Origin of the sequence: Bacillus arachidis, from assembly GCF_030285945.1 — a bacterium.
GTDB lineage: Bacteria > Bacillota > Bacilli > Bacillales > Bacillaceae_G > Bacillus_A > Bacillus_A arachidis.
In genome coordinates this window covers 2708783-2724066 of record NZ_CP127376.1, presented here as the reverse complement: position 1 = coordinate 2724066, position 15284 = coordinate 2708783, and the positions used below count along the sequence as shown (strand labels likewise).

Below are 15284 nucleotides of genomic sequence, written 5' to 3'. Positions count from 1 at the left end.
TATAGAAAAAATTGAAGGGCAACTTTTTAAAAGTGCTCATTATGTAACTGACAGCTAAACGGAGGGGGTGTTTACAAATAGAGTAAATTTGTAATGTAAGTAGAAGATTGCGTTTTTTACTCATGCTTCTTTATATATTGAAGAATAAAATTAACATATCAATGAATTGAAAGGAGCAAATAAGGTGAATACATTATTATCTGCAAAGGATGTTACAAAAATTTACAATAAGACGCAATTGCCTGGATTAAATAAAGTATCTTTTGATATTGAATCAGGTGAATTTATTGGCATTATGGGTGCTTCAGGATCTGGAAAGACAACTTTATTAAATATACTATCAACTATTGATACACCGACAGATGGAGATGTTTTGATAAATGGCGTCAATATTAAAACACTTAATAATAACAAATCTGCAGATTTTAGGAAGGATCATTTAGGCTTTATTTTTCAAGAGTATTTTTTACTTGATAGTTTAACGGTGCAAGAAAATATTGCTGTACCACTTACTTTGTTAAACAAATCCCCAAATGAAATTGAATCGACTATAGAAAGTTTAGCAAAGCGCTTTGGCATATTCGAACAATTATCAAAGTACCCTAGTCAACTTTCTGGAGGACAAAAGCAGAGGGTTGCGGCAGCAAGAGCGATTGCGAAGCAGCCAAGTATATTATTTGCAGATGAACCAACCGGCGCGTTAGATTCAAACTCTGCAACAGAGCTACTTCAAAAGTTAAGAGAGGTTAATGAGGATCTTCATACAACAATTTTGATGGTAACCCATGACGCTTATGCAGCAAGTTTTTCAAGTAGAATCTTAATATTCAAGGATGGGAATATTTTGAAAGAATTAAAAAGAAACGAAAAGGGTAGAAAAGAATTTTTTGAAGAGATATTAAAGGAAATCTCAAAAATTGATGAAAATTGATATAACTAAGAGTGTGAAAGGAAGGCATGACTGTGGGATTATTAACAATAGCAAAAAAGAATCTGAAGAATAACTTTTCCTTCTATGCGTTCTATTTCGTTTCAGTGGCTTTTGTTTTGATGGTGTTTTTCGCCTTTATTTCTTTTTCCATGAACGATATTATCATGGAAAAGATCTCGTCTGATGGTAGAGTAGAAACAATGTCGAGAACGGTGGCAATCTTCGTTATGGCATTTGTACTGTTCTATATGTCATACTCCAATACTTTCTTTATGAAAAAAAGAATGAAAGAGCTGGGAATTTATTCGCTCTTGGGGTATCGAAAGTCAACTATGGTAAAATTATTAACCTTTGAAAATATTATCATTTGTTTTACTGCTCTAATTGTAGGCGTAGTACTGGGGGCTATTGCTCATAAGGGAATTATCGAGATGATAGTCAGAGTACTCAACTTACAAATTAATACTTCTGAAGTGCCGCTAATTAATCTCAATTCGGTACTATTCACTTTTATTTTTATATTTGCTGTTTTGATAGTCTTATTTTTATCAAACTGGATAATCCTTCGGAAAAGTTCCTTACTTACTTTGGTACGCTTGGAGAAAAAGGAAGAAAAGCAGGTGAAAGTTAATACAGCTTTATCGCTATTAGGACTATTCTTGATTTTGGCAGGCTATTTCTTAGCTATTGATATTGTAAGAGGAACCGAATCGCTGTGGAAAGCGATAGGATTTTCACCAATCGCGCTTGTAACAATGTTAAGCGTGGTACTAGGGACAATCTTCTTTATTCACTCCTTTTTACCTTTTGCTATTCAAAAATTGAAGAAAAAGAAAAAATGGTTTTATAAGGAATCGAATATTATTATCATTCCAAACTTTATATTTAAAATCCGTTCGAAGGCAAAGACTTTAATTTTGTTAACTTTATTAGCTGCAGGAACTTTAGCTATATTTGGTTCCACTATACTGACGCTTTACTATCCGGTTGCTGCTACAGAACGTATCGTACCGTCAGCTATTGAGTTCCCGTTGGAAGATAAAGAACTGGCTAATAAAGCAATTAAAGCTGTGCAAGATACTGTCGGAAAAGAAAACATGAAATACAAAGAAACGACTATTATTCAAGGAACATCCGCTTCTGAAAATTTACCTAAAGAATATAGTATGAAGAAAGAACATGGATTTGATCTGATCTCTGAGTCAGATTACAGGGAGTTAATAAATTTTCAGGGAAAAAATGTAGAGTTTGAGAATTTAGGTGAAAATGAAAGCATCTTAGTAAAATATAGGCCTGAAAAAGAAAAGTTAGATAAAGAGAATACATATACTTTAAACTTAACATCTACAAATAGCGTGGATGTAAAAGTGAAAGAGACTACATTACTTACCCCAATCGGATTTGCCAATAGTGTAGGGACTCTTATTATTTCTGACAAACTTTATAAAGAAATAAAAGCATTAGGGCCTCCAGAAAAGACTATGATAAGCATTAACGGAACAGATATGAGAGATAACAAACAAGTCTATGAAAACTTAGCGCCACTATTTAAAGATAACATATATTTTACAAGTAGTTATCAAAAAAATGATTACATTATCCAGCAGAATGGTTCAACATTTCTGCTCATTAGTTTTGTTACTATCATCTTTTTTATTGCAACAGGTAGCATACTCTATTTTCATAATCTTTCGAGTATGATGTCAAACAAAAATGAATTTATAATTTTACAAAGAATGGGATATAACAAGAAAAAAATAAAAAGGATAATTAAAAAAGAAATCTTTACGTTATTTAGCATCCCTTACATATTAGGGTTAGCGCATAGTATTTTTGCATTGGTGGCATACAAAACTGCTTTAATGGACGATTTATTAGGAAAAAGCAGCGCCTTTATATTACCAATTCTTTTTACGGTAATTATTTTTACAGCGGTTTATATCATTTATTATTTGTTAACAAAAAGAGCATGCTATAAAATTATATTTAGCGATAAAAAGTAAAAATTTACAGATAAAGCTGATGATAATAAACAAACATCAGCTTTATCTGTATGTAATCTAGTAAAGGTAAGTGAGTCTATGAAAAAGTACTATGAGCAAAAACAAATATTTATTTTAATGAATCAACTTTGCATGATTATTTTTTTATGCTATGAATTTTTGCAAGGTAAGATTGCAGGAACAGCAAAGTTACTTCCACTAACGTTTATAACAATAATGGTCATATATGGGGCATATATTAGTTTTGTAAACATAAAAGAAAATAACACGTTATCAAAATTTTCCAAATTGCTACTTTTTGCTGCATGGCAATTTTTACTGACACTTAATGGAAGTCAAATTTCTTATACAGTAAGTATACTATTTAGTGTAGTAATTCTATATAAGACAGTACAATTTTTGCTTTTGTTCTTTTTCCAAGATTCTATTTATGCTTATAAAAAAGAAACAGACTGGATTTTAAAGATTACATACGTATTAACATTGGTTGCGAAATTGATAAACGATAAAATATTTGCTGTTCTATTTTCATGTCAATGGATTTTTAGTTTTATTTGTATCATTTTTTTATTTTTGAAACATCGAAAACGAATTAAATTTATCTTCACAAGCGAAAAAAAACATTTACTTAAATCTGTTACTATTCTTATCGCTCTCTTTATTGTGTATGCTGTGTTGTTTGCAGAAAGCCCTGAATATTTAAGTAATTTAGGGTGGTATATCGTGATCCTGTTGCCCTTATTCAGTATTCATGCCATTGCCTTTAAAAGCCATATATTTCTGAAGCAATATTTTCTTTTAAAGGAAGGTAAAATGGTATTCATGCTTTTATGTTGTATTGTTTTTATTAGTTCGCTTGGGCTGTTGTTTAGATTTAATATGATTACCTATTTTATCATTATACATACGATTTTTTGGTTTGTTCTTCTTTATTTTATCCTATTATTTCAAGACATAAAAAATACGATCTTAAAGGTGGATACAGAAGAACCAAAAACTTTGCCAGAAAGTTCTTACGTTCACAATCTCTTGCAAATAGCTAAAGAGGAGAAGTTGAAAAGTGAGTTTTCTAATTATCTGCATGATGAAATATTGCAAGATATATTAGCAGTTAAAAATATGATGAATAAATCTAATAAAGAAGAAATTCATAAAATGATAGTAAAAACGTTGGACAACTTAAACCAGTCAATACGTGTACAAATGCAAGAGTACCAACCAACATTATTAAAGACACTCACATTAAAAAAGAATTATAGCAATTTGCTTGAGGTGATACAGCAAAAATACGGAATGAAAAATATTGATATATCTTTTAATTGTAATGACAATTTATTCTTAGTTGAACCTTATAATCTTGTTATATACCGAATTTTAAAAGAATTAGTAACAAATGCATTCAAACATTCTAAATGTTCCAAGTTAGTTTTGAGTTTGGTACAAGAAAATAACAAAATAGAGCTTATAGTAAAAGATAATGGGATAGGTATGGGAAATGAGAAGCATATTCCTAATGAACATAGAGGGTTGAATTCTATTAAAGAACAACTGTTTTTGTTAAACGGTAACATGACTATCTCAGAATGCAAGCCTTCTGGTTTATGTATTATTATTTTTATTCCTATGAAAGGAGATGATTCCTATCAATATTTTATTAATAGATGACCATGCTTTGTTTTCAAAAAGTTTGGAGATAGCTTTGGAAGATTACCCTGAGATAGATGAATTCTATTCATTACAAAATGTTGAAAATGTTATCACAATCATTAAAGAGTTTAAGCCAGACATTATTTTAGTAGATATAAATTTAAACAATATCAGTAGCGAGGATGGTTTAGAAATAGCAAAAAGTATTTTAGATAGTAAATATGATACGAAAATAGCTATATTAACAGGTTATGATTTGCCTGTTTATCGATATGAAGCTCAAAAAATTGGTGTAAGTGGCTTTATTAATAAAAATATCATGCCAGATAAGTTGTTAGAAATTTTAATTAAGATTAACGAAGGTAGTTGTTATTTTCCAATATCCACGGACTATGTTGAAGAATTAACTGATAGTGAAAAACAAATTTTACAGTTACTATGTGAAGGATATAAGCGTAAAGAAATTGCTACCATGTTGTATGCTAGTGAACGCACAATATCAAACCACATTCAACATATATTTGATAAATTGGATGTTTCATCCTCATTAGAAGCTGTAACAAAAGGAATACAATTAGGGTATATTCAACCTCATTATAGAAATTGTTAATGAAGCTAAGGCTTGAATTCAATGGGGAATTTTTGATCGATTTTATAAGGTGGATACAGCGAGGGCCGTAATGTAGAGGGAAGTGGCTTAGGATTATCCATTGTGAAGAAGATTGTTGAATTGCATCATGGAGAAATCTCAGTGGAGAATGTAAAAGGAGAAGGTACGACGTTTCGAATTGAAATTCCTAAATGATGAGAAGGGCTATTTGAAATAAGTAGTTCCGTTTTCAGGGAGAAACATTTTAAATATCATACAAAAAACATATCAATTCACATATGAATTGATATGTTTTTTTGTTGATGTAACAATATTTCCGGATTATTTTAAAAAAGAGGAAAAATTGCTATAGTTGTATGTTAAAGTTCCAATTCTCTTTATATTATTACGATAAAAATATAGAGGAGGAAATTTAAACAAATGCGTTTAAAACACGAATAAAGGAGTTTCGAGCTAAAATAGATATGAAACAAAGCAATCTGGCGGATGCTGTAGGAGTTCGACGTGAAACGATAAGTCATTTAGAAAAGGGAAGGTATAATCCTTCTTTACAATTAGCTCATGATATAGCAAAAGTATTATGAACAACTATTGATGAATTATTTATATTTGAAGATTAGATGAACTAAAAAAAGATCCTAATTAATGATCTTTTTTAGTCTATTATAAATTATTTAATTATAAAGTTTAAAATCCCTATAATTATACATGTAATTCCGGCTAAAAGTTGTCCTATTCCAGTGATTTTGTCTAAAAATGTTTCATGTTTTTTAGTACTATATACACCCCATAATACTAAGAGTACTCCAAAAAGTATAAATGATAGTTTTAAAATCATCTTCTAATTACCTCTGTCTATTATATTTTTTCTATATATGTATTTCCTACGCTTTTATTATTACATTGAAATCATAGTTGAACTATCTAATAACCTTACATAAAGATGACAGTTTTGTAAGATTTCTTTCATAAGTAAAAAATAAATAGATCTTTTTTATATGCGGAAGTTATTTAAGATTCTAACCTTTTCTTTCTTGGATGTAATTAAGTAATATATCTCGCTCTTTTTCAAATAGCATTTTAAGTTTACTAATTTTAGATATTGTGGAGTTAGTATAGTCATATGGACACAACTTAGTTAAGTCCTTACAATGAATTTCAAGGAGGAAGTGTCCGTATGACAAACAAGAAATTTAATGAAGAGTTAAAAAAAATGGTGGTTGAACTATATCGTTCGGGACAACCTGTAAAAGCATTAAGTAGCGAGTATGGCGTATCAGAAGTAACCGTTTATAAATGGATTAAATCATATTCTCCTATCACATCAGTTGAGGAAGACGAAATGACGCTAGAAGATCTAAAATGAATGAAAAAAGAAATGCTTCGTCTAAAAGAAGAGAATGAAATTTTAAAAAAGGCTATGGCCATATTCACGAGAAAATAAACGATACAGAACTACACCAATTTACCGATTGTCAGAAAGAAACGTATTCTATTCATATGATGTGCCAAACTCTTGGAATCGCAAGAAGTTCTTACTATCAATCCCAGCATAAAACAGAGTCGAAGCATAGTCGTGAAAATAAAGAACTAACCGAAAAATTTATACACATTCATCAAGATAGCGGAAAGCGTTGCGGTGCGCCCAAAATTCATTAAATACTGTTGGATCAAGGATTATCAGTAAGTATAAAACGTGTACAACGGCTCATGAAAAAAGAAAATATTTGTTCCATTATCTAAAAAAATATAAACCACATTCATCAAGATCAACTGTAGAGGAACAACCAAATCTATTAGAACAAGATTTCTCTACGACGACAATTAATGAAAAGGGGGTAGCGGATATTACTTATATTCACACGCAAAAAGATGGCTGGTGTTACCTAGCATCTGTGATGGATCTGTATTCTAAGAAAATTATTGGGTATTCATTTTCACGAAACATGACACCGAATCTTGTGGTAAAAGCGTTAGAAAACGCTTACCATACACAGAAACCATCAGAAGGTCTCATTCTACATACTGACTTAGGGACACAATATACAAGTCAAGAATTCCAAACGATACTCGCGAATTATAAAATCAAACCTTCTTTCGGCAAAAAAGGATGTCCATATGATAATGCTTGTATAGAGTCGTTTCATGCCAATTTAAAGAAAGAAGAAGTATATCGTACAAAATATGTGACATTTAAACAAGCAAACCTAGCGCTAGTTCAATACATTGAGGGATGGTATAACCGCAAAAGAAAAATGCCCCAAGCAATAGAAGATCTAGCTAAAGAAGTAGCATAGACTTAACTTTGTTGTGTCCAAAATATTGACTCAAATCCAATATTTTAGATTCTGATATTATTTTATCTTTTTATATTAAATGAGTACTTAGCGTTATTTCAATACATCGAGAGTTGGAATAACCGCAAACAAATACGTAGTAGTATTTGTTATAAAATATCTCAAGTAATAATTGCTAATTGTATATTCTTAAGGGGGATTTATATGTATAAACAAACTTTATGTTTTATCAAAAAAAACAATGAATTACTTATGTTAAATCGTGAAAACTCTCCTATAAAAGGGTTGTGGAATGGGGTTGGAGGAAAAATAGAAGATGGAGAGACTCCTTCGGAATGTATAATTCGAGAAATAAAAGAAGAGACCGGTATTAATCTAGATACGGTCGAATATAAAGGGACTATTACATGGAACGTTAATAATTCCTACTCAGGTGGTTTATTTGTTTTTCTTGCTGAAGTACCTAATACATATTTATATAATACCCCTAGAAAAACAGAAGAAGGCATTCTAGACTGGAAAAAGATTTCTTGGACGATAGATAATATGAACTTAGGAGTTGGCGAGATGATCCCAGCATACTTACCAATCTTGCTAAACGATCAAAATAAATATGAGCATGCATGTATAATTTCTAATGGTAAATTAGTAGGGTACACATATAAAAAATTAGATTCCATTTTATTAACCGTATGAAAATCTATTTTTAAATAAACAAAAACCGTGGATATAATTCTGTCAATCTACATCACTCATAAAAAACAGATCAAATATCATTTTGAATTTGATCTGTTTTTTGTTTACAGAAGATGTCTTCCGTTAACTTATTAAACTTAATATAATAGATATTATTTACGGAACACATTTAAAATCGACAATAAATTAAGTTTACGGAACACAATTGAAGAAAGAAGGATCCGTGATACATTAAAAGGTCTTGAAGAGAGGTTAATAAATTTAACTTTTTCAGATTTGAAAAAAATAAGAGGCTTTGCTGGCGATATATGTACAACTAGAGACTATTATACTCACTTTGGAGAAAAGCCAAGTTACTATTTTAAAGATCTGGATTTATTTTTTGCAAATATTCGAATGAAAATGATTCTTTTCTATTATTTCTGTACAAGATTAGAAATCAGCAGTGAGACTATAGTTTCAATTATTACAAAAGATCATAATTTAGTTTATCGTTTGAAAACCGCTCAACAAAGATTGCCAAATTAAACAAATCTAATCTAAAGTTAAGTAGTTCAAGTCGAAGAAAGGGAAATCTGTAATTTTATAGATTTCTCTTTTTTATATGCAATTTATCATTTAAAAACTACGCAAATCATCTCCTAAAGTGACAGCTTTTGTTTAAAAACAAACAAGTTCCATAAACGGTCGTTTTTGGAACTATTAATAGTGTTTAATACATAATCAATATGGATATTTATGGTGCAGTGATAGGGAGAGTGAAAAGAAATGTACTTAAAGCATTTGAGTAAAATAATGAAATAACACTCTAGGATATGATAAAATCAAGAATATACGTTCGGTCATTGTGGGGTTATTATAATTTAAGGGGGGGAATAATTGGAAGAAACAAAATATTTACAAGTTTGGAACTTAGATAATCTATTCCCAGGTGGAAGTGAATCATCTCAATTAAGTGAACATATAAAAGATTTAGATGTTAAGGTCAATAAATTTGAAGACAAACTAAATTTTTTTAATACCCCGCGAAACATAAATGAATCAGAAAAAGTTGCAGATTTACTTGATTACATAGGAGACATTCAAATTTATATATCACAAGCTAATTCTTTTATAACCTGTCTTCTTGCTCAAAATCCTAAGGATCAACATGCTATAACATTAAAAGGAAAAATAACAACAATACATACTCGTTTTGAATCTGCATTGAAAAAAGTGAAAAATACTTTAATAAAAACGAATCAATATTTGTGGGCGAACTTACTTAATACTGATGTTTTAGCAAATTACAAGTTCATACTAAATGAATGGCGTAAAGGTACTAAAATGAAACTTTCAGATGAAGAACAAGATTTAGTGTCAGACCTTATGGTAGATGGGTATCATGCTTGGGGGGAATTTTATAATTCGTTTATGAGCAATATTAGAATTAAAGTTCAAATAAATGGTCAACAAAACGAATTATCAGTGGGGCAAGCTATAAATTTACGTTCACACCCTAGCGAAGAAGTTCGTAAAGAATCTCATACCGCTTTAGAAAATAAGTGGAGAGAAAACGAAGAATTATTTGCGAAAATATTAAATCATATTGCAGGATTTCGATTACAAGTTTACAAAAATTGTGGCTTAGATAATGTAATAGAAGAACCCTTAATGAAAAATCGTATGAAAAAAGAAACGCTAAATGCAATGTGGTCTGCGGTTAATAAATTCAAAACCCCCTTCACTAACTACTTAAATCAAAAAGCAAAAATGAATGGTCATGAAAAAATGAAATCATTTAACTTTTGGGCACCTGTTACAAAGAGTGATCAAAAAATAGAATACGAAGATGCTGTTGATTTCATATTGGAGCATTTTAGTCAGTTTGGAACAGAACTAGAGCAATTTGCTAAACAGGCTTTCAATAAAGGTTGGATAGAATCAGAAAATCGCTCTAATAAGTCAGCTGTTGCTTTTTGTGCGGGGTTTCCACTTTCGAAGGAATCAAGAGTTTTTATGACATATGACGGTACGTTTACAAATCTATTAACATTAGTTCATGAGTTAGGTCATGCCTTTCATAACCATGCAATGAAACCTATTAATGGAATAAATAAACAGTATCCAATGAGTATTGCCGAAACTGCTTCAACATTTTCTGAGATGATTATTTTAGATGCTGCAATGAAAAAAGCGGGATCTATTAATGAAAAATTGTTTTTACTTGATGAGAAATTAAAGCGTAGCGTCATGAATTTTATGAATATTCATTCTAGGTTTTTGTTTGAAAAGAAATTTTATGAGGAACGTAAAAAGGGAATTGTTTCATCATCACGCTTAAATGAAATAATGCAAGAAGCAATAGATATAGGGTATGATGGTTCCCTTGATAATGCTTCACTCCATTCATGGATATGGACACCACATTATTATATTACACAATCTCCTTTTTACAATTTCCCATATACATTTGGATATTTATTTGCATTAAGTATGTTTGCAAACGCAAAAGAAAAAGGGAAAGAATTTGAAAAAGACTATTTAAAATTGCTTCGTGATTCAGGAAGTATGTCAGCAGAAGATTTAGTAATGAAACACTTAGGAGAAGATATCACATTAGAAACTTTTTGGGAAAAAGGGATAAAATTATGTGTTAAAGATGTTAATGAGTTCATAAAATTAACTTCTTCACAAAATAAAGTGTTTCAATAGGTATAAAATACTGGAGGAAATAAAATGACTCAAAATGGGATTGTTTTAGTAGTTAGTATATCAGTATTTAAAGATGATAAAGTCTTAATAATAAAAGAAAATAAACCAACTGCCATTGAGAAGTGGAACTTTCCAAGTGGACGTATTGAATATGGTGAAGACATTTTCCATTCAGCTTGCAGGGAAGTAAAAGAGGAAACAGGCTTTGATGTAAAACTTAATAGCACAACTGGTGTATATAATTTTATCAGCAGTACAAACACTCAAGTTGTCCTATTTCATTTTAATGCCGAAGTTACTGGTGGTTCATTGTACCTTGAAGAAGAAGAGATCTTAGATAGTAAGTGGATTAATATAAATGAGCTAGTGAAATTTGATAATAAAGAACTACGCGAGCCAAGGGTATTAAAGCAAATAATAGATAATTTATTAGCAGAAAAGGTACATTCAATTAATATTTATAATAAACAATTGGGTAAATAATGATTATTTTGCTAATTGTAGAATTCTAATTTAATAGAAATCCCAAAAGTCAATTTCTTAACGTATAGGAAATCGGCTTCTTCTTTATAAAATTTTGCGTAGCGTACGAAATTCGCGTTTTGTTGGTGCTACCCCATCGCTATCAAGCTAAGCTTATACAACGTCAATTATAGTAGAGGTTGTTTCTTTTTTCTAAAGGATACGTGTAGGGAATTTAAAGATTTGCATACGAAATAAACCCTAATGGGTTTCATTTTTTGATTTAAGCCGCTTGATTATCAGACATGGTACAATTGTAAATGACACCTAATATATCAAAGACTGTTTTTTTATCGTATCGATGGGATTTCCGTCCGTTTTTCTGTAAGAGGTTAAACAGACGAAGAAGAATCTTTGATAATTCTTGGGTGTCTTTTTGTATGGCTTGAAACAGAAGAGAAAAATAATCTTTAATCATATATACGGCTTTATATTCACTCAGTTCTTGTTTCTTCTTCATAAGAAGTAACTTCCGCATTTGAAACATAATAGAGGAACAGAGTAGAATGGCGATCAATTGCCCATACAAATGGCATTCCAATCGTTCTCGTTTTATCTTTTTACAATGATGAATGTGAAAGAATGATTTCCACGTTTTAAATAAAATTTCGATCTGCCAACGTAAAGAATACCAATCATGTACTTGTCCCATTGGGACAATATCTGTAGGGGTATTTGTCATATATACATTGATACCACTGAGTCGTTTACTACGAGGAGAATACTTCATTCCTTTCTTTTTTTCTCTTACAATTTGATCTTGTAATCGTTTTTGTTGTTGTTCTTTTGTTAATCGATGAACAATCACACGAGTTGGTACTTTATCAATCATTCCCACATAAGCATCGGAGATTTCACATGTTTGTCCTGGCTGAAGAGAATTCATTAAGACCTCCATATCTATTTGTATATACTCTGTACCTTTCTTGATTCTTCCATCTTGAAAATAATCAGGGATGGGATTTTTTTGATAAATACGTGTATTAGATTTAATACGAGAGATATAGTAAGCCTTTTTATCGTGTATATGTTGTAGATCTTTCAAATGAAAATAACCTAAGTCTCGAATACATAAATCATTCGCTGTCACTGTCGGAACACACAAAGAACCGTAGGTTCGATCATGTTGTTTACCTGGGCCTGTATGAATATGTAGGAACTGCCCACTTAATAGATCATATTCAAGTTGAATCTTTACCCCCGCTGTATGACTGCATCCTCCAGCACCCGGATAAATGAATGAAAATACATCCGGGAGTTGAAATGCAGTTGAATCTAAAATACGAATACGCTTGAAAACAGAAGTATATGGAGAAGAAATCGGCATAGATGAGGCTAATTTTTGATTTAGTAGTTCAGCTAATATGCGTTGTAAAAATTGGACAGCCGCGCTATTAAATCTTTGATTCAGTCCCTCGGGGCTGATGAGCACTTCTGTTGATGCTTCCAAACGGCTAGATAATTGAGTTAAAGAAGTCGTAGCAATACTTTGACTCATCCATACACATAAAGCGACTAAATCTTTTGCTTGGTACTTACTGGTTCTTTGCACAAAGCCAACATCTCTAGCAAGATCGCGTAAGATATGTGGGGATAAAAAGCTTTGAATCTCTTGAGCAAATAGTTGTAATTCATCAGATACAGAAATAGACATACAAAAAAGCCATCCTTTCCTATAATTCTAGAAACAGGATAACGGTTTTTTATTTTTTTAGAAAATATTTTGTTTCTTTATTGACAATAATCAGAAAAAACAGTTATATTTATGTCAATAAAAGCTGACTAGTCAGATGAAAGGAACATGTTAAATGACACAAAAAGATATATTAATTCTAAATGAGTATGAACAATTAAAATCATTAAGTGATCCTTTAAGAGTTCAAATCCTTTCTTTTTTGATTGAAGAACCTCGTTCAGGGCAACAGTTGTCACAAATTATTGGTTTGTCTCGTTCGAAAATTCACTATCACTTACGTGATCTAGAAAAAAATGGTTTAGTCCAAATAGTAGAGGAAAATAAAAAAAGAAATATGACTCAAAAACTATATCAAGCGGTTGCTAAAAGTTTTATCCCCTCTAATAACTTATTACCTTTTCATTCGGAATATGGAGAGAGTCGTAGGTTATTAACCATTGCAACCTTGGAGAGAGCAAAGAGTCGTGCTTTATCAGCTCCTGAAAATGCTTTTTTAACACAGTCTGAAAAGCCAGAAGAATGGGCTAGAATATCAAGTCAAATAGAAATTCGCACAACAAAAAAGCGATTTGAAGAATGGGTTGCTAAGTATCATGATCTTTTAAAAGAACTCTATGATATTGATGAAATTGAGAATAGTGATGCGGAATGGTTTTATTTAGCCACAGTTGGATTCCAAGTAGATGAGCCTCATTTTAAGGAAGGGGATAAAGATGAGTGAACCTGTTTTACAAAAAACTGCAGTCACGACAAAAGTAAAATCTTTATTCAAACAAAAATCTTTTATATTACTTTGGATTAGTACCATCTTCTCTGGGCTGAGTTTCAGTATGTTTTATTTTGCTGAAGCATGGTATGTTGTTCAGGAGTTAAATTTAGAAGCTTCCTTAGGGATTATTTATATTATTGGAGCAATTCCTCGGATCTTATTTATGTTGTTAGGCGGCGTGTTAGCTGATAGACTAAGTCAATCGAAAATAATGTTTTTTTCAGACTTAACAAAAGCCATATTAATTGGAGGATTAGTTTTATTGTTATTATTTACAGGTGAGATACATCTCTGGACATTAATTATTTTTGCGTTATTTTTTGGTGTTTTGGATGCGTTTTTCTGGCCTGCATCTAGTTCTATTACTCCCGTTATTGTTCCAAAAGAATTTCTAACAAGAGCGAATTCAATTATTCAGACTACAAGTCAATCTACTTCAATTTTGGGTCCAATGATAAGCGGATTTATAATTGTTGGATTTGATTATACAGGGATTTTTAGTTTGATTACAATCCTGCTGATTTTAGGTAGTTGCTTTATATTTTTTATTAAAGTTAATAAAAAAATTGTTAACACTCAAGAAAATAAGCATCATTTGCTTATAAGTTTAAAAGAGGGAATTAGCTATGTTAAGAAGGCACCAATATTAATGGCTTTCATTTTAAAAACATTATTTTTGAATCTTTTTTTCGTAGGTCCATTAACTATAGGATTACCGATTTTTGTTAAAAATATATTGGAAGGAGAAACAATAGACTATAGTTTTATAATGTCATTTTTAGCTATCGGGATGGTACTAGGCTCTATTATCCTTGGTATTATAAATCTCAAAAGAAAGAGAGGAATTCTTAGCCTAACATCACAAATGTTTGTAGGACTTTGTTTCTTGATATTAAGTTTTAGTAATGAACTATGGCAAAGTGTTGTTATTGTTGTTTTTTTGGGGATATCAATGACAATTTCTAATATATGTGCTGTTTCTGTTGTGCAAAATGAAGCTGAACCAGAAATGATTGGGAGAGTAATGAGTATTCAAACAGTCTCTTCCATGGGATTAACACCCATTTCCTATGGATTGACTTCATTAAGTCTTTCACTTGAGATAAATATAAAATTTATTATTATGGTTGGTGCCTTATCTTTAATAGCATTTACCTTATATATATACTTTAAAATTCCAGCATTACGAACTGTCGATTAAATCATTAATTATAAAATATCTTTAGGAAATGAATACACTACTGAATATCTAAAGCACTAGGGTTGTAATTGACTATAGAGATACAAAATTTCATTTGGGGGGCATTATAAAATTTTAACTTGATAGCAATGTGGTGCTACCCCATCGCTATCAAGCTAACAAAACAAAATACCCCCCTAAAATAAAAAATACGCTATTCTTTCTGTAGAATCATAGGA

Annotated in this window: 11 protein-coding genes and 3 pseudogenes; 13 read left to right on the top strand and 1 reads right to left on the bottom strand. The window is 30.9% G+C overall.

Annotation, left to right across the window (positions count from 1 at the left end; genetic code table 11):
• Positions 1-184 precede the first annotated feature (184 nt).
• The 11 genes and pseudogenes from QRY57_RS15575 (at position 185) to QRY57_RS15530 (ending at position 11361) form a co-directional block, all read left to right on the top strand.
• On the top strand, positions 185-931 hold the full coding sequence (locus tag QRY57_RS15575; RefSeq protein WP_286015480.1) for an ABC transporter ATP-binding protein: 747 nt from the start codon (positions 185-187) through the stop codon (positions 929-931).
• A gap of 32 nt (positions 932-963) precedes the next feature.
• The gene (locus QRY57_RS15570) at positions 964-2934 is read left to right on the top strand and encodes an FtsX-like permease family protein (protein ID WP_286015479.1); all 1971 of its coding nucleotides are present in this window, start codon (positions 964-966) and stop codon (positions 2932-2934) included.
• Positions 2935-3012: 78 nt separating this feature from the next.
• Positions 3013-4599, top strand: a complete 1587-nt coding sequence (locus QRY57_RS15565; RefSeq protein WP_286015478.1) for an ATP-binding protein — start codon at positions 3013-3015, stop codon at positions 4597-4599.
• Positions 4568-5191 carry a response regulator transcription factor gene (locus QRY57_RS15560; RefSeq protein WP_208018822.1) on the top strand — a complete coding sequence of 208 codons (624 nt, stop codon included), beginning with the start codon at positions 4568-4570 and terminating at the stop codon, positions 5189-5191. The genes QRY57_RS15565 and QRY57_RS15560 overlap by 32 nt, the downstream gene beginning before the upstream one ends.
• Positions 5192-5219: 28 nt before the next feature.
• Positions 5220-5386 (top strand): annotated as a pseudogene (locus QRY57_RS15555) (ATP-binding protein); the annotation flags it as partial.
• Between the two features lie 242 nt (positions 5387-5628).
• On the top strand, positions 5629-5775 hold the full coding sequence (locus QRY57_RS15550; protein WP_286017876.1) for a helix-turn-helix transcriptional regulator: 147 nt from the start codon (positions 5629-5631) through the stop codon (positions 5773-5775).
• 593 nt (positions 5776-6368) lie between these two features.
• Positions 6369-7488 (top strand): annotated as a pseudogene (locus tag QRY57_RS15545) (IS3 family transposase).
• Between the two features lie 204 nt (positions 7489-7692).
• Positions 7693-8184, top strand: a complete 492-nt coding sequence (locus QRY57_RS15540; RefSeq protein WP_286015477.1) for an NUDIX hydrolase — start codon at positions 7693-7695, stop codon at positions 8182-8184.
• 168 nt (positions 8185-8352) lie between these two features.
• Positions 8353-8712 (top strand): annotated as a pseudogene (locus QRY57_RS27175) (HEPN domain-containing protein); the annotation flags it as partial.
• Positions 8713-9063: 351 nt separating this feature from the next.
• Entirely contained in the window at positions 9064-10878 is a 1815-nt protein-coding gene (locus QRY57_RS15535) for a M3 family oligoendopeptidase (RefSeq protein ID WP_286015476.1), read from the top strand.
• A gap of 24 nt (positions 10879-10902) precedes the next feature.
• The gene (locus QRY57_RS15530) at positions 10903-11361 is read left to right on the top strand and encodes an NUDIX hydrolase (protein WP_286015475.1); all 459 of its coding nucleotides are present in this window, start codon (positions 10903-10905) and stop codon (positions 11359-11361) included.
• 262 nt (positions 11362-11623) lie between these two features.
• Here QRY57_RS15530 and QRY57_RS15525 read toward each other — a convergent pair whose 3' ends face one another.
• Complete coding sequence (locus QRY57_RS15525; protein WP_286015185.1) at positions 11624-13054, bottom strand: IS4 family transposase; 1431 nt, start codon at positions 13052-13054, stop codon at positions 11624-11626.
• Between the two features lie 154 nt (positions 13055-13208).
• Here QRY57_RS15525 and QRY57_RS15520 point away from each other — a divergent pair, with 154 nt between their 5' ends.
• Positions 13209-13817 (top strand): ArsR/SmtB family transcription factor, encoded by a 609-nt coding sequence (locus tag QRY57_RS15520; protein ID WP_286015186.1) that lies wholly within the window; start codon positions 13209-13211, stop codon positions 13815-13817.
• Entirely contained in the window at positions 13810-15066 is a 1257-nt protein-coding gene (locus QRY57_RS15515) for an MFS transporter (RefSeq protein WP_286015187.1), read from the top strand. Before QRY57_RS15520 ends, QRY57_RS15515 begins: the two co-directional genes overlap by 8 nt.
• The last annotated feature ends 218 nt before the right edge of the window (positions 15067-15284 follow it).

Excerpts from the sequence above, each read along its gene's own strand:
- QRY57_RS15515 (WP_286015187.1), top strand. The coding sequence starts at position 13,810 with ATGAGTGAACCTGTTTTACAAAAAACTGCAGTCACGACAAAAGTAAAA.
- QRY57_RS15530 (WP_286015475.1), top strand. The coding sequence starts at position 10,903 with ATGACTCAAAATGGGATTGTTTTAGTAGTTAGTATATCAGTATTTAAA.
- QRY57_RS15520 (WP_286015186.1), top strand. The coding sequence starts at position 13,209 with ATGACACAAAAAGATATATTAATTCTAAATGAGTATGAACAATTAAAA.
- QRY57_RS15565 (WP_286015478.1), top strand. The coding sequence starts at position 3,013 with ATGAAAAAGTACTATGAGCAAAAACAAATATTTATTTTAATGAATCAA.
- QRY57_RS15560 (WP_208018822.1), top strand. The coding sequence starts at position 4,568 with ATGATTCCTATCAATATTTTATTAATAGATGACCATGCTTTGTTTTCA.
- QRY57_RS15540 (WP_286015477.1), top strand. The coding sequence starts at position 7,693 with ATGTATAAACAAACTTTATGTTTTATCAAAAAAAACAATGAATTACTT.
- QRY57_RS15525 (WP_286015185.1), bottom strand. The coding sequence starts at position 13,054 with ATGTCTATTTCTGTATCTGATGAATTACAACTATTTGCTCAAGAGATT.